The organism is Rhizobium sp. M10 (assembly GCF_002531955.1).
GTDB classification, from domain to species: Bacteria; Pseudomonadota; Alphaproteobacteria; order Rhizobiales; family Rhizobiaceae; genus Rhizobium; species Rhizobium etli_C.
This window is the reverse complement of the sequence record NZ_NWTA01000021.1, coordinates 1-19,813: the sequence shown is the minus strand read 5'-3', so window position 1 is coordinate 19,813 and position 19,813 is coordinate 1. Positions and strand designations below refer to the sequence as shown.

Here is a 19,813-nt window from a genome sequence, read left to right as displayed (position 1 = left end):
GGCCCGTTGAGCTTCGGTTCGATCCGATAGTTTGTGGCATGCGGGGCCCTTTGCCGAGGACCCCTGGTCGCGGGCGATCTGTTCACCTTGGCCGCAGCTCCAAGAGTCAGCTGCGGGGCTGAAGCAACGCCAGAACGACAGTCGATGCCGCCAAGATGGCTGTAAATGTCAATGGCGCTGAGGCACCAAAGTGATCGACCACATAGCCGCCGAACAGCGCGCCTATGCTGATGGCAACCTGGAACGAAACGACCATCAGGCTGCCGGCAGCCTCCAAGGCGTCTGCTGCGCCCCGGGACAGGTTGGTGGGAAGTACCACCGGCGCCATCCCGAAAGCGAAACCCCAAATTGTCACCAGGGCAAAGGCGATGCCGCTCTGTGCACCCCAGAGTACGAGAGCAAGCGCCGAAAACGCCATCAATACGCCGGTGACAGCGAGCGCCGTGTGGATATTTGCGTCTGCCAGCCGGCCGCCGGCGACATTGCCGATCACAGAGGCGATGCCAAACCCGAGGAGGGCCAGGGCAATTGGGCCGGTGCCAAGGAGCGTCACTTGTTCGAGGAATGGTCGCACATAGACCGAGCCGGCAAAATGTCCCGTCATCAGCAAGAGGATGGCAAGCATTCCCAGTTGAACAGTGCGCCGTTTCGTCAGCCGGAAGACGTCGGAAAGACTATTGCTTGTGCTTGCGGGCAGCGTCGGCAAGCTGAGTATCTGCAGCAGCATCGCAATCGCGGCGAGCCCTGCGGTCATGGCCGTGGCGGCACGCCAGCCGATCCAATCGCTGATCAAGGCACCCATGGATGGTGCAGCGATGGTGGCAAGAGAGACCCCGAGGGTGACGATAGCCATACCCCGACCTGTCGCATTGGTGCCGACCAATCTCGCCACGACGGCAACCGAAAGCGCCCAGAAACCACTGAGCGCGACGCCGAGCCCGGCCCGGCCCAACAACAATAGCCAAAAATCCGTCGCGAGCGCGGCCAGGAGATTGGAGCCGATAGCCAAGGCGCTTAGGCCAACCAGGACAGTCTTCCGGTTCAGTTTGCCGATCAGAACATTGCTCAACAAGGCCGTCACCGCGCCGACAGACGCGGTGGCGGTGACAACCTGACCGGCGGTTCCTTCGCTGACGCCAAGGTCACGCGCCATCGGCGTCAACAGGCCTGCCGGCAGAAATTCAGCTGAAACGAGCGCAAAGCTTGTGGCTGCCATTGAAATAACGGCAAACCAGGTTGTTGGGCTCCATGTGCTCGGAGCGGTAGAATCGAGGCCAATCGCGGGGGCGTCAAGCTGTGATGTCGTGTCCGTCATTGAAGTACCTCCAAGGGTTGGAGGTCTTCATAGCGGAGTCTTTCAGGATGATATGTGTCCTAAAGTCCGAATTCCATATCGTTCGTCCGGAAATGGTGCGGCGCACAACACCAGGTGAAACGCTGGTGATGCGCTTGAAGGCGCGAGCGAAAGAAGCTTCGGATTCATAGCCCAGTTGAGAAGCGACCGCGGCAACCGACATGTTTTGACCAAGCAACTCTCGTGCAAGCTGCATGCGCAGACGGGCGAGATAGCGTGCCGCGCCTTCGCCCAAGATGGCGCTGAAGCGTTCCGCGAAGATCGAGCGCGATTGACCTGCCACGCCGGCAAGGGTCTCAAGCGTCCAGTCATGGCCGGGATCCCGGTGCATGGCTGCCAGCGCACGACCGATATGAGGATCACGGATCGCGGCGAGCCAGCCGCTGGTCGAGGCGCCGCTGCAATTGACCCAACAGCGAATAAGCCGCGCCACGAGTACGTCGGCCATGCGTGACAAGACCGTGGCGCTGCCTAGCTGGGGCTGCGACGCCTCTTCCGTCATGGCGGCGAGGAGGGGGCCGACGATCGGATCATTGCCGGCAACGTCACAACCCTTGATGATCGGTGGCATCAGAGCGATCAACGGGTTGAGGGCGTTCGCACCCAAAGCCATGGAGCCGCAGAACAAGGTGCTCGTCGCTCCTGTTCCTTCCTGCACCACGTCGCAGACATTGCCCCCCAGCTTGGTGACCTGGCAGCTCTTGAGCGAGTCCCCGACAACATCAGGCTTGCTGGCCAGTCGGTGTTCGACACCTTGTGGCAACAACACCAGATCGCCGCCTTGCAACTCCTGCCATCCCTGGGCCTCGGTATGGATCCAGCATGGCCCCTCGCTGACGAAATGAAAGCGAAGCAGCTGTTGCTGCGGAAAGGTGATGCTCCATGGATGACGCAGCTCGCAGCGGCCGTAGTTGACTCCACTCAGGCGAAAATCCCGGAGAATTTCGCTGAGTGCGTCCGTCGGAATTTGCGTCGGAGGCTGGGATGAACGATCAAGCATTGAAACAATTTATATGCCGACCGTCCGGACTGCAAGTCAGGCATCTGTGTCATGGCCGCTCTGGGGTCACCAATGGAGGCCCAGTCGGTTTTCCGTGACACCGGCCCGCAACCTTCAGAATAGGATAGCTCGCGGCAAGGAAGCCGGTGCCGGTTTATCAGAAGGCCCCGCAGGCGGCAGCGGCGCAATAGTCAGAGCCAGCGGCGAACCTCGGCCTTGTAGCGGCGGTAGTCGTCGCCGAACTTCGCTTCGAGATAGCGCTCCTCGCGGGCGATCACCTGCGTCTGGATCACGATCAGCACCAACGGGAGCAAGGCGAAGGCGATCGGCCCGTCGAAGCCGATCGCAAGGCCGGCATAGATAAGCGCCATGCCGAGATACATGGGATTGCGGGTCCACCGATAAGGACCGGTCGTTGCGATGAGGGTCGTTGGCTGCGACGGTCGAACGTTGGTGCCCAGCCGCCGGAACAGCCCCGCCGCCGCAAGCATTATCGCCGCGCCGGCAAAAAACAGCAGCGCGCCCGTCGCGACCAGCAACCGCCAGTCGATGCCGAAAGAGCGCAGCGTGACGAACCGCTCCGCCGCCAGCCCCAACAGCAGCGCTCCCAGATAGACGAAGGGCGGAGGGAAGCGCACACCCGCGCTGTCCGGTTCGACGGCCATGCTCCCCTCCAATCTGTGCACTCAAACTAGCATCGACTGCTGGGCGAAGATACCCGCCATCGCGCCTTGCCATGATGCCGTCGTGACCGAGGGCATTCCGGGGTTGGCGAGATCGCCGGCGGCGTAGATGCCGGGGATGCTGGTCTCGCGGCGCTCATCGACCTTGAGGGCGATGCCGCTGGGCGTATCGACCGTGGCGAGGCCCAGTGATTCATGCAGGCTGGCGGACGGCTTGTTGCGCGGATGAGCGAACAGGATGTCGACGGCGACATCGGGGGCGGTATCGAGTTTGACGGTGGCGCTGTGGCCCCCGTGACGGGCGATCCCGGTGATCCGGCCGTCGACGACAGGTATGCTGCGGCGAGCCAGATCGGCCCGGATATCGGGCGGAATGTCGTGACCATCGGCGAACAGCGTCAACCTGTCGGTCCAATCGTGGAAAAGCCTGGCCTGATTGTGCGACTGCGGACCGGACCAGGCGAGGCCCCAATGCTGGCCGGCGACTTCAAAGCCGTCGCAATAGGGGCAGGGCACGATGGAGGTGCCCCAGCTTTCGGCAAAGCCCGGAACATCAGGCATCTGATCAGCGACGCCATAGCTCAGGATCACGCGGCGCGCGCCAAAGCTTTCGCCGTCGGACGTGAGGACGTGGAAATCGTCGATGGGGCCGGAGATGCTGTCGGCCCGGCTACTGACCAGCTTGATCGTGGGATAACGCGCCAGCTGCTGCCGCGCCTCGGCCAGAATGTCCAGCGGCGGCCTGTGATCGTGGCCGAGCAGGCCATGCGAGTGGCCAGCGAAGCGATTGCGCGGCAGGCCGGTATCGAGAACGGTGACCTTGCGTCGGGCACGGCCGAGCTGCAGGGCGGCGGCGAGACCGGCAAAGCTGCCGCCGATGATGATGACGTCATCCATGGTGATAAGCTCCGTGTTGTGGATGGAGGGGGTTGGGCTGGGAGGACAGTGTAAAATCCACTCTTTGGCTTGCATATTTCCGATACTACGTGGTATCGTAAAGCATGAATAACGATACTGTCAAGGATCTTAATTGTCGTGACCGAACAAAGCCAGGGTCGACGCGGTCGGCCTACCAACCAAGCGCTTGGCCAAACGATAGTCGACGCAGCATACGAACTCTTTGTGGAATTGGGTTTTCAAGCGACGACATTGGACAAGGTCACCCAGCGAGCGAAGATATCCAAGCTCAGCATTTATCGGCACTTCGAGAACAAGGAGGCGCTGTTCAGCGCGGCCATCGCGGACCGCTGCCATCAGTTTGCACCACAGGCCCTTTTTGAAGGCGTCGACGGTTCGGCCGAAGAGCAGCTCATGGCGGTGGGATCATCCCTGCTTCGCACGCTGTTGAGCCCGGACGTCCGCAGTGTCGAAGCCATGGTCATGGCCGACAAGACGAATCAAAAGTCGTTAAGCAAGCTCTATTACGAAGCCGGCCCCGCCCATGTCATCGCCCAAATCGAGGCCCTGTTGCGTCAGTTGCACGCGAAGGCGGTTCTGAACGTGCCCGATCCTCTCCGGTCCGCCCGCTTGTTTGGCGCGCTCTTCAAAGGATCCGATCTCCTGATTACTGCACGCTTCGATGAGGCGCGAGCAGAGGACGACAACGAAATCGAATCCTATTGCCGGTCGGCCGTCGCCATGTTCATCGCCGCGCACGGTGGCAACGACCACGCGGGCGGATAGCCTGGGCGAGGATGCGCTAGGTTTACTCGCGCTCGCCGACGCTTGGTGCCCGGCTTGGGGCGTATCGCCGAATGTGCGCCTCGTGTTGAGGATGAGGGGACGCAAAAGGCGCGTGGTCTCGGCCCGAAGAATATGGAGAGACCATCTGTCTCAAGCCACCACCATTCCCGCTCGGCATCGGAAAGCCGAAGAGAGAAGCGGATCCCTCGGGTGCGGCATCAGCGCATTCGCTCTGGATTTTTCTTTCCTGGCCTGATTCGCCCGGCTCCAGAGCGCTTTCGCATTTGCTTATCAGGAGTTAGTGTATTTTCCTGGCGGAGGGGCAAGCGTGGAACGTCGTCTTACTACAATAATGGCTGCGGATTTGGTCGGCTATTCTCGTCTCATGGCGGCGGACGAGGAAGGCACCATTTCGCGGCTGCGCGACGCGCGAACCAACGTGATTGACCCGGCAATTATGGAGGGCGGTGGCCGCATCGTCAAAACCATGGGCGACGGGCTCCTGGTCGAATTCCCATCGCCAGTGTTGGCGGTAAGAGCGGCTCTTCTCATGCAGCGCAATTTGATCTCGCGCGAGTCTCCTCAAAGGGAAGACCAACGTCTGCGTTTCCGCATCGGTATTCATCTGGGAGATGTGGTGATCGATGGCGACGACATCCTCGGCGACTGCGTCAACATCACTGCGCGTTTGGAAACCATCGCACCCGCCGGAGGCATCTGCATATCTCGTGCAATCTATGATCATGTGCAAAGCAAGATAGATGCTGGGATGACGTGGCTCGGGCCACAGTCCGTTAAGAACATCCCCGAACCAATTGACGTGTGGCAGGTCGAGCTGGACGGCACGGCGCCCAGCCCGGTTCGGCTCTCCGGACAGGTACGTGCTTCGATCGCGGTTCTCCCATTCCAGAATTTTTCTGTCACCCCCGATCAGGACTTCTTTGTCGACGGACTGGTCGAAGACGTCATTACGGAACTCAGTCGCTTTCGATGGTTGTTCGTGATCGCTCGCAACTCGACTTTCGCCTACAAGGGAACAGCCAAGGACGTACGCAAGATCGCCCGGGAACTTGGTGTGCGCTATGTCGTGGAAGGATCGGTTCGGCGGTCCGGTGAACGGCTGAGGATCACTGTACAGCTCGTCGACGCGCTGTCCGGAGCACACATCTGGGCCGAGCGCTGGGATCGTCCGATCGCCGATTTTTTTGATGTGCAGGACGAGATAACGCGCCGGATTATCGCGGGCATCGAACCAGAGCTGGGAGCGCACGAACGGAGCCTCGCCCTCGCCAAATCGACGGACAACCTTACTGCTTGGGAACTTTGTCACCGCGGCTTCGCTGAATTGCTTTCCTTCGAAGCAGGTTCGCAAGCCACTGCCGAGAAGTTCCTTCGACAAGCGCTCGAACACGATCCGAATTTCGCACTTCCCTACGCCTATTTAGCTCGTCACCGATACGCACTCGTCCTTTGGGGGCGTGCCGCAGATGTGCCGGTCGCTGTCGAGGAAGGATTATCGTTCGCCACGAAGGCGTTAGAAATCGACAGGCGGAGCGATATCGCCTACGCGATGATGTCCCTCCTTCTTACGGTGGACGGGCGAGCGGCTGAGGCCATGCCTGTCGCTGAACAGGGTCTTGCATTAAATCAAAACTACGCGTTTCTTCACTTCGCACATGGAATGGCAGCCGTGCGGCTCAGGGACGCCGATGCAACGATTAGAGCCGCACAAAATGCCATCGATCTCAGCCCTCACGATCCGTCTATGTTTGCGTTCAAGACACTGCTCGGTATTGGGTTGATGCTGAGAGGCGAGCCCGATGACCTGTCAACGGCCCGGCTGCTTCTACGGGAAGGCGCGTCCTTCGAACGCACAACCTATTTTCCATTCATTGGGTCAGCGTTGCTCGCCCTCAGGGCCGGCAATAGCGATGAGGTGAGGATCTGGATCTCTGATGCTTTGAAGAAGTTTCCAAACCTGAACGCGGAATCCGTCCGAGACGCGGCCCACCCATTTTATGAAGGTAGTCCTTATTGCGACTACCTCGACAGGTTGATCGAGCACGGGCTCCCACCGGGAGAGAAGCGTCTGATCGAAGAATAATCGCGTCACTTGGAAGACTCCTGTTCCGGCTTCTCGGGGTGGGCATGGACCTGATCCTGAGTGGGCTTCGCAACGGCCGCATCGAACGGCCGGGAGCCTGCGTCCACAACACGATCTCACCTAAGCTCGCTCTGAGCAGCGGCTCAAAGTTCTTTCTTGCCTTCTGTCTCCCTGCTATCGTGGAAGCGAGGAGACGGCGCCATGAGCGAGACCCGAAAGCTGGCTGCAATCCTGGCCGCTGATGTGGTTGGGTACAGCCGACTTGCCGGCGCCGACGAGGACCGCATCCTGGCGAGGTTGCGGGCACTGCGCAGCGATCTCATCGATCCGACGATCGCCGTGCACCATGGCCGGGTGGTGAAGCGCACCGGCGATGGTGCGCTGGTCGAGTTCCGCAGCGTGGTGGACGCCGTCCGCTGCGCCATCGAGGTGCAGAACGGCATGGTGGAGCGCAATGACGGCGTGCCGCAGGATCGTCGCATCGAGTTCCGGATCGGTATCCATTTGGGCGACGTCGTCGAAGAAAGCGACGGCGATCTGATGGGCGACGGCGTCAACATCGCCTCGCGACTGGAGGGCGTCGCCGCGGCGGGCGCGATCTGCCTGTCCGAGGATGCCTACCGCCAGGTCAAGGCGAGGCTCGACCTCTCGGTCAGCGATCTCGGCAATACGCAACTCAAGAACATCGCCGAGCCGATCCGGGTCTATTCGCTGCAAGTCGGCGGCGCCGCGACCAAGGCAGCCGCGACCTTCGAAACCGCGACGAGCCGACCGGCGACGGCAGCGCCGCCGAAGCTGTCGATCGCCGTCCTGCCCTTCGCCAACATGAGCGGTGACGCCGAACAGGATTACTTCGCCGACGGCATCTCGGAAGACATCATCACGGCGCTATCGAAGCTGTCGCAGCTCTTCGTCATCGCCCGCAATTCGTCGTTCACTTTCAAGGGCAAGAACGTCCAGGTGCAGGAGGTGGGCACGAAGCTCGGCGTGCGGCATGTCCTTGAGGGCAGCGTCCGCAAATCGGGAAACAGGGTACGCATCACCGCGCAGCTCATCGACGCGACCACCGGCGGGCACCTATGGGCGGAGAGGTTCGATCGCGAGCTCACCGACATATTCGCCGTTCAGGACGATGTCACGCAACAGATCGTCGACGCGCTGGCGGTCAACCTGACAGAGGGCGATCGGAAAAGACTGGCGCCGGGGCAGAGCCGGCACCCCGAGGCCTATGACTGCTTCTTGCGCGGCCGGGAGCTGTGGCACCGGCTGACGAAGCAAACCAACAGCGACGCCCGCGACCTTTTGCAACGTGCCGTTGAACTGGACCCGAACTTCGCCTCAGCGCACGCCTTCCTCGCCCTTACCCACGGGCTGGACTACCTGAACCGGTGGAGTGCGTCGCCGCAGCGCTCTATCGAGCAAGCCGAAGAGGCCGCGACACTGGCGGCAGCGCGGGACGATAGCGATCCCGTGGCCCACTGGGCACTGAGCATGGTCAAGCTTTATTCGCGACAGCACGATAAAGCCATCAGCGAGGCCGAGCGTGCGATAATCCTCAATCCGAATTTCGCCGAAGGGCAGGTCAGCCTCGGCGAGGCACTCATCTATTCCGGCAGATCCGGGGAGGCGCTCGCCTATTTCGATCGGGCAAGGGTCCTGAACCCGTACTTTCCGGATGTCGTTCTCCACTTCCAGGCCTTGGCCTTGTTTCAACTGCGAAGGTACGAAGAGGCCGTCGAACTGTTGCTGCAGCGCGTGAACCGCAACCCGGTCACCGATGTCTCGCGCGCGCTTCTGGCCGCCTGTTACGGACACCTCGGCCGTTTCGAAGAGGCGCGCGCGAGGTGGCAAGAGGTGCTGCGCGTCAATCCCGACTACTCCTTGGAATACCGTCGCAAAGTCTTGCCCTTCAAGAACCCCGCCGATTTCGAGCTGGTCATCGAGGGGTTGCGCAATGCCGGGGTCGTACAATGACGGGTCAATGTCCGATCTTGAACCTTTGCCGCCATTTGCACCGAGGATGAGCAATAACCAGTGCCAGCGGGGTGAACGGATGCAGCCCGCGCTTGCATCCGCTCACGCCGGCTGTGTCAGGCAAGCTCGGATAAGGTAGCTGGGTCGAACCCCTTCAGTTCCGCATAATCGCCATGCTCAACTTTGGCGACCCAAGTTGGATCGGTAAGCAGCGCGCGACCCACGGCAATAAGGTCGAACTCATTGCGGTCCATGCGCTCGATCAAGCGATCGATGCTAGCCGTGGCTGACCCCTTGCCGACAAAAGCGCTTGCCGTCACGTCGTTGTCGAGGCCCACCGAGCCGACAGCGATCGTGGCGGCACCCGTCACCTTCTTTGCCCAGCCTGCGCCATTGAGGCCGTTCTCGCCATCGATTTCCGGGAATTCCGGTTCCCAGAAACGACGCTGCGAGACGTGAAGGACATCCACCCCGGCCTCAACCAACGGCAGGAGCCAAGTCTCCATCTCTGCTGGTGTTTCTGCGAGACGCACGGTTAAATCTTGCTGCTTCCACTGACTGACGCGCATAATGATCGGGAAATCAGGTCCCACCGCTTCGCGTACGGCGGAAATGATCTCGCCGGCAAAGCGCGAGCGCTCCTTGATCGTCGGTCCGCCATACCGGTCGGTGCGCAGGTTCGTGCCCGACCAGAAGAATTGATCGATCAGGTAGCCGTGCGCGCCGTGGATTTCAACAGTGTCAAAGCCGAGCCGCTTGGCGTCTGCCGCCGCTTTGGCGAAGGCTGCGACAGAATCGGCGATATCCTCTTCAGTCATCGCAACGCCGCGAGCCTCACCAGGCGCGTTGAGGCCAGACGGGCTCTCCACCGGGGCGTCGGGCTCCCAATTATTGATGTAGCGCGTCGCTCCGGTGTGCCAGATCTGTGGCCCCATTCGACCACCGGCACCATGGACAGCGTCGATCACATTTTTCCACCCTCTCAACGCCGCATCCCCGTGGAAAAACGGAATCCCACCGTCGTTGCGGGAGGCCGGGCGATCAATCACGGTCCCTTCAGATAGTAGCAGTCCCGCACCACCTTCTGCTCGGCGCCGATAGTAGTCGGCATTTGCCGGCCCCGGCACGCCTTCGGGCGCAAACAGGCGGGTCATTGGCGCCATGACTATACGATTTTTCAGTTCAAGCGACCGAATGGTGAAAGGTCGAAACAGGCTGCTTGTATCGGGATTGGGCATTCGTAGAACTCCGTTGCGTAAAACGGGCTTCTAGGTATACGTTGTAAACCTAGCGTCAATCAGGCACCTGAAGTCGCCTAGGTATATTGAAGGAAACCGACATGCTCGAACTTGAACCGCTGTGCTTCTCTTCCGAATGCCCAAGCCGGGCTCTATTCGATCAGATCGCTGACAAGTGGTCGATGATGGTGATTGCGGTTCTCAATGAGGGGCCTCAGCGCTTCAACGCCATTCGCCGCCGTTTGCAAGGGGTGACGCAGAAGGCTCTCACTCAATGTCTTCGCCGGCTCGAGCGCAACGGTCTCGTGGCGAGAGAGGTGATTTCACTTTCTCCGGTCGCGGTTCAATACCACCTGACGCCACTCGGTCACACGTTGCGGGAACCGCTTCAGGAACTGCACAAATGGACGCTCGTAAAACTGCCGGAGGTCACCGCGGCGAGAGAGGCTTTCGACAGCGCTGATGGTGGGAAGAAGGGGGACCGATCGCTGATCCAGCTACGGCTGTGACGCGAGCGCGCAGCTTTAATGACTGGGTCGACGGCGGGCTCGGTTCTGCGCGGAAACCAAAATGCTTATGCCAAAGCTGCGACGATATCGTCGCGTCAATCAAAAGGGCTGGGGCCACTGCCCCTGGGGCAGCTTCCTTCGCTCAGTGCTGGCCCGTAGGCGGCCATCTTCCCCGCAATCTTCGTTAATTCGATATGGCTAATATATAGAACATCTTCAGCATGATATTCAGTTCGGTGGCAGCTGCGAGCTTCTATATCATGGAGGGGAAGATGTTTCGATTGAGCGTACGGTTGGCATTTTTGGCCGTCTCGGCATTGGGGCTGCAGTCGAGCATTGCAGCTGCCGACGATGCGCAGACTGCGCGCGGCGAATATCTCGTCACGATCGGCGGCTGCAACGATTGCCACACACCGGGATATTTCTTCGGAAAACCGGACAGCTCGCGATTTCTGGGTGGCTCGGATGTCGGTTTTGAGATCCCGGGGCAGGGGGTCTTCGTCGGCCGCAACATTACGCCTGACAAGGAGACCGGCATCGGCAGCTGGACCAGGGAACAGATCGTGGCTGCGCTTCAGACCGGGCAGCGGCCGGATGGCCGCCTCCTGGCGCCAATCATGCCGTGGCATGCATTCGCGCAACTTAACGAAGAAGACGTGACATCAATTGCAGTCTTCCTTCAAAGCCTGAAACCGGTCAGCCATCAGGTCCCAGGACCTTTCAAGCCGGGGGAGAAGGTTTCAACCTTCATGTTCCGGATCTTGCCGCCGGGTGAAACCGCGGCTGCCGCACCAAACTAGAACAGCGCCGCCACCGAACCCTACGGCAGCCAGCATAACCGGAAGTTCGCGTAACAGCGGATTGCCGTCGCGAAAGGGCGGCGGTTGAACGATTGCAGTCTATCCAGACGATTTCGACGGGCGTCGCCGAAAGAGCTGATCCCAGATGTCGAACCCCGCAGGGACAATCCCGATCAGCAGTGCAGCGGCCAAATCGAACCGTGGAACAAACGCCAGGATGACCGCGCAGAACGCGACAAGCGTCACGAATGAAAATATTGCAAAAAACCGGCTTCTGTTCATCGGTCTATCCTTTCGGAATGGACCAGACACTGCGTCATCTCTGTCCTCCATAGAGTAGATCCGGCAGCATGTAGACGATGCTCGGGAACAGATAGATGACCACCATGCAGAGAATGACGATCAACATATACGGCATCATGCCGCGGAAGATGTCGGTCAGTTTGACATGCGCAGGCGAGACGCCCTTCAAGTAGTATGCCGACATCGCCATGGGCGGTGACAGGAAGGCCGTCTGCAGGTTGATTGCCACGAGGATACCGAAGAACAGCGGATCGATCCCGAAATGCGGCAGCAGCGGAATGAAGATCGGGATGAAGATGACGATGATTTCAGTCCATTCCAGAGGCCAGCCGAGAAGGAAGATGATGATCTGGGCCAGGATCAGGAACATCAGCGGCGACATGTCCAGGCCGGTCACGAAGTCACTGATGAACTGTTGGCCGCCGAGATAGGCGAATACCGATGCGAAGGTCGCCGAACCGACGAACAACCAGCAGACCATCGCGGTCGTTCGCGCCGTCAGATACACCGACTCCTTCAGTCGCTGCCAGGTCAGCGCCCGATAGGCCGCAGCAAGCGCCAGTCCCCCCAATGCGCCGATTGCGGCGGCTTCCGACGGCGTTGCCAGGCCAAAGAGAATGGCACCCAGCACCGCAAGAATCAGAAAGGCGAGCGGCGCGAAGGATGTAAGCATCATCCAGGCGAGTTGGACCGGCGTGTGCTCGCCCACATCTTCTTTCGTTGGCCGCGGCGCCAGTTGCGGCTGCAGGATTGCTCGCACCACGACATAGATGAGATAAAACCCCGCCAGGGCGAGGCCGGGCAGGAGCGCCGCCGCATACATTCGGACAACCGAGATCCCGGAGGTGGCCGCATAGACGATCAGCAGGATCGAAGGCGGGATCAGGATCCCGAGCGTGCCGCCCGCGCAGATCACGCCCGTCGCGTAGCGCACGTCATACTTTGCCTTGAGCATCGCTGGTAGGGCGAGCAGTCCCATCAACGTCACCACGGCCCCGACGATGCCGGTTGCCGTGGCAAAGAGTGTGCAGGTGGCCAGGGCGGCGACCGCCATCGAGCCGGGCACCCGGCGCGTGACGCTGAACAGCGTCGAGAACAGCCGATCGACGATGTTGGCTCGCTCGACGATGTAGCCCATGAACAGGAACAGCGGGATCGCCGTCAGCACGTCGTTCTGGATGACCGAGTAGGTCTGGTTGACGAACAGATCGAAGATCCGGTTGTTGAAGAAACCGCCGATCCAGGTCTGCGTCAGTGTAAAGGCATCGCCGCCGGATTCGAGCGCGCGGTCATAGCCGCGCCACATGCGGCCGGCATCGAAATAGGCATAATATCCGAAGCCGACACCCAGAGCCATCAAGGTGAACGCCACCGGGAAGCCGAGGAAGATGGCGAGGATCAGGATGAGGAGCATCCCGACGGCGACATGTGCATCCGTCATTGAGCGTCCCGATCCCGTGGTTCACGTCTAGCGTCAAGTTCCCGCGACGGAAGGAAACCCTCGTCCTCGGACTTGAGCACGTCCAGGCTTTTTGTTTCCAGCAGTACCTTTTCCAGTTCTTCGACATCTTCGGCCTGCTTCGGCCATTCGCCCGTCCTTATGCAGAGAATGCAGCGGAAGACCTGCGCCACGCCCTGCAGGAACAGGAGAATGCCGGCGGCGACGATCACGGCCTTGAACTGGAAGATCGGCACACCGGCGGGACTGTTGGAACTGACCTCCAGGTAGCGCCAGCTGCGTGCGGCATATTTCCAGCCCGAGAACACAAGCGCGGTTATACCGGGGAAGAAAAAGATGAAGTACAACACCAGTTCAAGCCTGGCCTGCGTGCGCGGTTTCCAGAGCCGGTAGATGAAGTCGCCGCGCACATGGCCATCACGCGAGAGGGTATAGGCTCCCGCCATCATGAAGATCGTTCCATAGAGCATGTAGCTCAGGTCGAAGGCCCAGGGTGTCGGCGCGCGAAAGAGGTAGCGTGCAACAACCTCATAGCCGACGCCGAAGGCCATGATGAGTACCCCCCACGCGAACACCTTGCCGAACCACGCCGACAAATCGTCGGCGAATGCAATGTAACGGAGCATGCAAGCGCCTCCCTAACCTCGATGAGGGACGAGGCCCGGAAATACCGGGCCTTACCATCTATTTTCCGAGGTTCAATTTTCCGGGGAAATAGTGCTCATAGGCGAGTGCGAGATCGGCGGAGTTCATCAATTCGTAGTACACGACCCTCTCCACCCACTGCCGCTGACTGTCGAGCACCTTCTTCATGAACGCATCCGCTTCAAGCGTCGGGATGATCGCATCCCAGGCCTTCAGTTGCGCATCCAGAATTTCCTTTGGAGTGCGGTGCACGGTCACCCCATGTTCGGCCTGGAGTTTTTGAAGGTCGCTTGAATAGTTGTCCATCGCGGACGCTGTTATCGCCGTGCTTGCTGCCTCCACGCCATATTCCAGGATCGCCTGCAGATCCTCGGGAAGGTCGTCAAACACATCCTTGTTGAAGAGGAACTCGAAAGATTCGCTCGCTTGATGGTAGGACGACAGCACGTAGTTCTTGGCGACATCCTGCGAACCAAACCGTATGTCAGAGGAGGGATTGTTGAACTCGAAGGCGTCGATGACACCTCGCTCCATTGCCGGCACGATCTCGCCGCCCGGAAGTTGAGCGACGCTCATGCCCATATTCTGCATGAGATCGGCGGCGAGCCCGACCGTACGATATTTGAGGCCGTTGATGTCGTTCACGGTCGCGACCGGGGTCTTGAACCAGCCGAACGGCTGCGCGGGCATTGGGAAGCCATAGAAGCCGTAAACGTTCAGCCCCATGATGTCCTGGGTGAGTTCTCGGTAGAGATCCTTGCCGCCACCTTGATGGAACCATCCGAGCATGGTGGTTGCGCTGCCGCCAAATACCGGCCCGGTACCGAAGAGGGAAGCTGCCTTGTGCTTTCCGTACCAATAGACGGGAACGGTGTGGGCTGCGTCGATCACGCCATCGTTGACGCCGTCGAGCACCTGAAACGCGCCGACGACCGTACCGGCAGGCATTAGTTCGAACTTCAGGCGTCCGCCGGACATTCGCTCGACCCGTTCGACGTACAGGCGGGCAAAATCCATCCAGATGTCCGACGCGGGCCAGGATGTTTGCATTTTGATGACGGTGGGTGCCTGGGCCAGCACCGCCGGGGCGGCAAGAGCCCCAACTGCGGTTACTCCAGCGAGCGTCGATGCTCCCAGCAACTCTCGACGCGATACTGCCTTTTTGTTCATTGTTCTTCCTCCCTGGATTGTAGTCGAATTCTCCCTGCATTTCCTGATAGTCTGCCAAGTTGAAGAGGAGGGCTCCCAACTTTTTCGCGATCAGTATCAACAACTGATTGTTCTCATTTGTCTATTATGCACACTTTTTGCAATTCCGACAGACGTTCAAGTGTTGTTGATGACAGCTTGGGGCTGTGGTCCAACGACCAAGGCGCAGTACCGCTACTCCGCGTTGTCCGGACTACCTAAGCTTGAGAAAGAAAGAGCTGCTTTCGCCCGTCAACGATGAACTGGAGCCATGTGCTGAACTGGAACCATGTGCTCGTTCTTGATCGCCTTCGTCCCAAGTCGATCAAGCCATCGAGAGCCGACGTCCACACATGGCGCACAGACTCTATGACCGAGAACGGGGCGCGAAGCTGCCGAGGCTTCGGCCGCTGTCGGCCCGAAGCGGTCATGGCTGGCGTCCACACGGCGGCGGGGATGTGACGAAGGGCTGGTGTAGCCCGACGGGAGCTACACCCCCGCCGCGGCGAGCGGCTTTTGGCGCCTTGTGATCAAGGTGATCATTCCCGCTTGCCGCGATTGTCCTGCTATCGCATCAGCCCCGCCGCTCGAAGCGCGTCGTTTATGACCTTGGCGATCTTGCCGTCGGGGGCGGCGCTGGCGGTGTTGGCGCGCGACCTGGCGTAGCGCAATGCTCTATCTATCGTGGATGGAGCGGCGTCGGGCTCTTCGCGGCGGGCAAAATTTCCGGCTGCCTCAGCCTCCTCGACGTCTGCTTCCATCGCCAGATTCCATGCATGTGCGATACGAACGGTCGAGGAAATCCCCGCCTCGAGCATATGCGGGCCGGCTCTCCCGATCGCGCGGTCGCTGCTCGTCGCCAGGGGAACGCCGTGGCCCATGCCCTTGACGAGATAGATCTCGACGGCTTCGATGCCTTGCGCGTCGAGCCAGACCTTGCGCCTATGGCCGTGTATCAACTCGCTCCGCGTCGGCTCGATGGCAAGGGAGTGCACGCCGCTCCATTGCTGGGCGATCTGATCGGCATTCCTGGTTCGGACCGTCTGGTCATGCGTGCCGTGCCAGATCGAAATCCTAGGCCAGGGCCCGCGGTGGTTCGATGCGCGCTTGAGAACCGATTGCAGCTTGGAGACAGTCGGCGGATTGCGGCCTTGCATGCGCTGGAAGGCCTCTGCCACGGTGCCTGCCACGCCATAGGGCAGCCCGCCGATGATTGCGCCGCCTGCAAATATCTCAGGGTAGGTCGACAGCATGACGTTCGCCATCGCACCGCCTGCCGACAGGCCGGTGATAAAGATGCGCTTCGGATCGATGCCCTGCGCCTCGACGAGATGGCCGATCATCTGCCGGATGGACAATGCCTCTCCCGCATCCCGGCTGATGTCGGCGGGCTCGAACCAGTTGAAGCAGAGATTGGCATTGTTCGAGCGCTGTTGCTCGGGATAAAGCACCGCAAATCCGCGCCGCTCGGCGAGCTGGGACCAGCCGGAACCTGCAGCGTAGCCCTCCGCCGTCTGTGTGCAGCCATGCAGCGCAACGACAAGCGGGGTGCCGGGAGCCATGATCGAAGGCAGATACAGCCACGCCTTTAATGACCCCGGATTGGAGCCAAACCTCTCGATTTCGACCAAGCGGTGATTTTGTGGGGGCTTGTCGAGCAATGTCGTCTCCTTGGCCGCCAATCGGCCTGGACTCTCGATGTGGGGACGATTGCTGCGCCGCACAATGGGGCTCCCAGGTTAATTCGCCCGCGCATTTGTCCGAGGCCTTAAGGCATCGAAAATTCCATGGGAGCGGCAGAGCAGCCGACAAATCAGGGGCAGCAATGCCTATCTATCCCGCCGATAGTTGCGGCGGGTGCATAGCTGCAGTGCAACATAGGCGCTGGCGGATGGCGTTGGTGCGAGTATGATTATTTTTATCGAAGCGATGCACCTCCTCCCGCAACGCTTCGAAATTCAGACGGCCCACTCCTCCTCCCGAAGGGACGTCTGTTGGAACAGCGGCACTCCTCCTCCCAGGTCGCTGTTCGGTTCTTTTAGGAAAGCCTGCCGCACCTCCTCCCGCGGCAGGCTTTTCTATTTCGGGGAGCCCTTTACCCGAATGGACGGGAGGTGGGGTGACGACAACCCTGCTGATGCCGCATCAGCCGTGCTGCTGCGATGACGGCCGCTTGGCATAGGCCGGCACCTGGAACCGACGACGATAGTTCCCCGGAGCCAAGCCGGTGATCCGCCTGAACAAGCGTCGAAAGAAGGCGGACTCCTCGTAGCCTACCTGCCAGAAGCCCGCCTCTGACCAGACCGGCGACTGAAGGCGCCGGACTTCCACCCACTCTCCGTCGTCCTCCCGCTTGACCCCGAGGACCCATGCCGGCCTCGTCGATTGGCCGTGGATCCAGGCTCAAGGCCTGGGATGGGGGAGGGTGGGGGCTGTTGCTGCCTGACGACCGGACCGTTTGTCATTTACGCTCGCGCGACTAGTTTATGGCAAGCAGTCCTCCCGAAGGGGAGGGAGACGACGGGAGCAAGTCATGTGCCGAAATATCAAGCCTCTCTTCAATTTCGATCCGCCGGCGACGGACGAGGAGATCCATGATGCCGCATTACAGTTCGTGCGGAAGCTGAGCGGAACCAACAAGCCCTCGAAACGCAATGAGGCCGCCTTCGAGCAGGCGGTCAATTCCATCGCGAAGTGCGCCCACGAGCTGCTTCATTCGCTGGAGACCGCTCAGCCGCCTCGCGACCGTGCCGAAGTCGCGGCGAAGGCGCGTGCGCGATCAGCGATGCGCTTTGCATGAAAAGAGCCCGAGCCGACACGTGAGCTGAACCGGATCAACAAGAGCACGCATCGCCTTGGGGGCGGGGGCCTTACGGAACCAACTCGCGTCGCGGAAGGTTATAGTCCTGTCGCTTCGCCATCGGTTTCGCTCGATCTGCGGGACACGGTGGCCCGCGCCGGCGCTCAATAATTCACAATGGGGAAATCCTATGGAAAATGAAGGTATCGGCTGGATCGCCGCAATCATCATCGGCGGCATTGCCGGCTGGCTCGCCGAGATGTTCATGAAGAGCAACATGGGCGTGCTGATGAACGTTCTTCTCGGCATTGTCGGCGCCATCGTCGCCAACTTTATCCTGTCGCTCTTCGGCGTCGCCCTTGGCGGATGGCTGGGTTATCTGATCGCGGGCTTCATCGGAGCCTGCATCCTGATCGCTATTGCAAGAATGATCAAACGTCCGGCCTGACGAAACAGGAGGCGCCCCCAAAACGGCCGCCTTCTTCACGCACTCCTGCCGCGCGCGAGCGTGGCTTGAGGCGTGGTCATCTCGTGTTCAAGGCGCCCGGCCAACAGCAAGCCGGACCTTTAATGGCAGCGGCGGATTTCCCTCTCATCGGTCATGAGCAAAGCCTCAACCAACGCCGCTACGGCTCATTGCCGGTCGCGGCTTTTTTCCCGCGACATCGTCTCCAGCTGCCCGGGAAGCTGTCCGTAGGCCACCAGTATAGATCGGATCAGCCCAGGGAAGCGTGCGTCCAGTTCCGCGCAGCGGGTCTGGTTGCGCATCTCGACACCCTGGCGCTCGCTGCGGATCAGGCCGGATTCGCGCAGCACCTTGAAATGGTTGGAGAGCGACGATTTCGGAATGATGCGGTCGCCGAGGTCGGCAAGGGCCGAGCAAGTGCCGCCGCAGCCGGCGGTGGCAAGCTTTGCGAAGATCGTGACGCGCTCCGGATCGGACAGCGCATAGAGGATCGCCTCCGGGCGTATATCCTCCAAGGCTGGGTGAAAAAGCGGTCTCATGAATTTTATATAGCGCCCCTTGACATCGAGATCAACAGTTCCGAATTTCTGAACTATGGAACAAGCCGCCAATAACGGCGGCAGTCCGGATCAGAAGGAATTCAAAATGGCGAAGCTCACCGGAAAGGTCGCAGTGGTCACGGGGGCCTCCAAGGGCATCGGCGCGGCGATTGCCAAGGCGCTGGCGGCCGAAGGGGCAAAGGTGGTGGTGAATTACGCCTCGAGCAAGGCGGGAGCCGACGCCGTGGTCGAGGCGATCGGCGCGGCCGGCGGCAAGGCCATCGCGGTTCAGGGCGATGTTTCCAAGGCCGACCAGGCGCAGGGTCTGGTCGATGCCGCCGTCAAGGAATTCGGCAAGCTCGATGTGCTGGTCAACAACTCAGGCGTCTACGAATTCGCCTCGATCGAGGAAGTGACCGAGGAACATTATCGCCGCATCTTCGACGTCAACGTTCTCGGCGTTCTCCTGACCACCCAGGCGGCGGTCAAGCACCTCGGCGAGGGCGGCAGCGTCATCAACATCTCCTCGGTGGTCACCAGCATGGCGCCGCCGTCCTCGGCCGTCTATACCGGCACCAAGGGTGCGCTCGAGGGCATCAACAGCGTGCTCGCCAAGGAACTCGGCCCGCGCAAGATCCGCGTCAACGCCATCCTGCCAGGCATGGTCGAGACCGAGGGGGCGCACACGGCCGGCGTCATCGGCTCGGATCTCGAGCAGGTGGTCGTCGCCCAGACGCCGCTTGCCCGCATCGGCCAGCCGGACGATATCGCCGGCGTCGCCGTCTTCCTCGCGTCCGACGACGCCCGCTGGATGACCGGCGAACGATTGGGTGCCAGCGGCGGTTTCCGCTAAGCATTGAGTGAGGCGCGCGCGTTTTCTTGCGCCTGCGCATCGTGTGTCGGCACCAGCTTCACCCCACCCTCCGCCGTCCTCGGGCTTGACCTGAGGACCCATACCGGCCTCCTCGGCTGCGGCCTTGGATTCCAGGCTCAAGGCCTGGAATGACGGAGGTTGGGGAGGGCCATCGGCAAGAGGCGCAACGCTGCAGCTGTTGCCTCACCATCGTT

General features: G+C 60.6%; 18 protein-coding genes and 1 pseudogene. 8 read left to right on the top strand and 11 right to left on the bottom strand.

Annotated elements, in window-relative coordinates; translation table 11 throughout:
• Positions 1 to 106: 106 nt before the first annotated feature.
• The 4 genes from CO671_RS25700 to CO671_RS25685 all read right to left on the bottom strand — a co-directional run bounded on the left by CO671_RS25700 (position 107) and on the right by CO671_RS25685 (position 3,934).
• Positions 107 to 1,315: an MFS transporter gene (locus CO671_RS25700; RefSeq protein WP_097608296.1), complete on the bottom strand. Its 1,209-nt coding sequence runs from the start codon at positions 1,313 to 1,315 to the stop codon at positions 107 to 109.
• Positions 1,290 to 2,354, bottom strand: coding sequence for an AraC family transcriptional regulator (locus CO671_RS25695; protein WP_141514491.1), 1,065 nt, complete (start codon positions 2,352 to 2,354; stop codon positions 1,290 to 1,292). Before CO671_RS25695 ends, CO671_RS25700 begins: the two co-directional genes overlap by 26 nt.
• A 191-nt stretch (positions 2,355 to 2,545) precedes the next feature.
• Positions 2,546 to 3,019: an isoprenylcysteine carboxylmethyltransferase family protein gene (locus CO671_RS25690; RefSeq protein ID WP_097608295.1), complete on the bottom strand. Its 474-nt coding sequence runs from the start codon at positions 3,017 to 3,019 to the stop codon at positions 2,546 to 2,548.
• A gap of 21 nt (positions 3,020 to 3,040) precedes the next feature.
• Positions 3,041 to 3,934 carry an NAD(P)/FAD-dependent oxidoreductase gene (locus tag CO671_RS25685; RefSeq protein ID WP_097608294.1) on the bottom strand — a complete coding sequence of 298 codons (894 nt, stop codon included), beginning with the start codon at positions 3,932 to 3,934 and terminating at the stop codon, positions 3,041 to 3,043.
• Positions 3,935 to 4,072: 138 nt separating this feature from the next.
• On the opposite strand from CO671_RS25685, the gene CO671_RS25680 reads away from it, so the two are divergent.
• From CO671_RS25680 to CO671_RS25670, 3 genes are all read left to right on the top strand, one after another.
• On the top strand, positions 4,073 to 4,720 hold the full coding sequence (locus tag CO671_RS25680; RefSeq protein WP_097608293.1) for a TetR/AcrR family transcriptional regulator: 648 nt from the start codon (positions 4,073 to 4,075) through the stop codon (positions 4,718 to 4,720).
• 328 nt (positions 4,721 to 5,048) lie between these two features.
• A complete protein-coding gene (locus tag CO671_RS25675; protein WP_097608292.1) occupies positions 5,049 to 6,824 on the top strand; it encodes an adenylate/guanylate cyclase domain-containing protein in 1,776 nt (591 codons plus the stop codon).
• Between the two features lie 201 nt (positions 6,825 to 7,025).
• Complete coding sequence (locus CO671_RS25670; protein WP_097608291.1) at positions 7,026 to 8,798, top strand: adenylate/guanylate cyclase domain-containing protein; 1,773 nt, start codon at positions 7,026 to 7,028, stop codon at positions 8,796 to 8,798.
• A 116-nt stretch (positions 8,799 to 8,914) separates the two neighbouring features.
• Here the strand turns inward: CO671_RS25670 and CO671_RS25665 are convergent, their stop codons facing one another.
• Positions 8,915 to 10,036, bottom strand: coding sequence for an NADH:flavin oxidoreductase (locus CO671_RS25665; protein WP_097608290.1), 1,122 nt, complete (start codon positions 10,034 to 10,036; stop codon positions 8,915 to 8,917).
• 101 nt (positions 10,037 to 10,137) lie between these two features.
• On the opposite strand from CO671_RS25665, the gene CO671_RS25660 reads away from it, so the two are divergent.
• Both CO671_RS25660 and CO671_RS25655 read left to right on the top strand, forming a co-directional pair.
• Positions 10,138 to 10,545, top strand: a complete 408-nt coding sequence (locus CO671_RS25660; protein ID WP_097608289.1) for a helix-turn-helix domain-containing protein — start codon at positions 10,138 to 10,140, stop codon at positions 10,543 to 10,545.
• A gap of 272 nt (positions 10,546 to 10,817) precedes the next feature.
• The gene (locus CO671_RS25655; protein WP_097608343.1) at positions 10,818 to 11,345 is read left to right on the top strand and encodes a cytochrome c; all 528 of its coding nucleotides are present in this window, start codon (positions 10,818 to 10,820) and stop codon (positions 11,343 to 11,345) included.
• A 316-nt stretch (positions 11,346 to 11,661) separates the two neighbouring features.
• On the opposite strand, the gene CO671_RS25645 is transcribed toward CO671_RS25655, so the two are convergent.
• From CO671_RS25645 to CO671_RS34290, 5 genes and pseudogenes are all read right to left on the bottom strand, one after another.
• Complete coding sequence (locus CO671_RS25645; RefSeq protein WP_097608287.1) at positions 11,662 to 13,089, bottom strand: TRAP transporter large permease subunit; 1,428 nt, start codon at positions 13,087 to 13,089, stop codon at positions 11,662 to 11,664.
• Positions 13,086 to 13,733 carry a TRAP transporter small permease subunit gene (locus CO671_RS25640; RefSeq protein ID WP_097608286.1) on the bottom strand — a complete coding sequence of 216 codons (648 nt, stop codon included), beginning with the start codon at positions 13,731 to 13,733 and terminating at the stop codon, positions 13,086 to 13,088. Before CO671_RS25640 ends, CO671_RS25645 begins: the two co-directional genes overlap by 4 nt.
• 58 nt (positions 13,734 to 13,791) lie before the next feature.
• Entirely contained in the window at positions 13,792 to 14,922 is a 1,131-nt protein-coding gene (locus CO671_RS25635) for a TRAP transporter substrate-binding protein (protein ID WP_097608285.1), read from the bottom strand.
• 584 nt (positions 14,923 to 15,506) lie between these two features.
• Positions 15,507 to 16,664, bottom strand: a complete 1,158-nt coding sequence (locus CO671_RS25630; protein ID WP_097608284.1) for a PHB depolymerase family esterase — start codon at positions 16,662 to 16,664, stop codon at positions 15,507 to 15,509.
• Positions 16,665 to 17,085: 421 nt separating this feature from the next.
• Positions 17,086 to 17,223, bottom strand: a pseudogene (locus CO671_RS34290) (transcriptional regulator); the annotation flags it as partial.
• Positions 17,224 to 17,473: 250 nt separating this feature from the next.
• Between CO671_RS34290 and CO671_RS25620 the strand changes: the two are divergent.
• A complete protein-coding gene (locus CO671_RS25620) occupies positions 17,474 to 17,740 on the top strand; it encodes a DUF2277 domain-containing protein (protein ID WP_097608283.1) in 267 nt (88 codons plus the stop codon).
• A gap of 190 nt (positions 17,741 to 17,930) precedes the next feature.
• Entirely contained in the window at positions 17,931 to 18,188 is a 258-nt protein-coding gene (locus tag CO671_RS25615) for a GlsB/YeaQ/YmgE family stress response membrane protein (RefSeq protein WP_097608282.1), read from the top strand.
• A 185-nt stretch (positions 18,189 to 18,373) separates the two neighbouring features.
• Here CO671_RS25615 and CO671_RS25610 read toward each other — a convergent pair whose 3' ends face one another.
• Complete coding sequence (locus tag CO671_RS25610) at positions 18,374 to 18,745, bottom strand: helix-turn-helix domain-containing protein (protein ID WP_010031260.1); 372 nt, start codon at positions 18,743 to 18,745, stop codon at positions 18,374 to 18,376.
• Between the two features lie 106 nt (positions 18,746 to 18,851).
• Between CO671_RS25610 and CO671_RS25605 the strand changes: the two genes are divergently transcribed.
• Positions 18,852 to 19,598 (top strand): glucose 1-dehydrogenase, encoded by a 747-nt coding sequence (locus CO671_RS25605; RefSeq protein WP_097608342.1) that lies wholly within the window; start codon positions 18,852 to 18,854, stop codon positions 19,596 to 19,598.
• Positions 19,599 to 19,813: the final 215 nt, after the last annotated feature.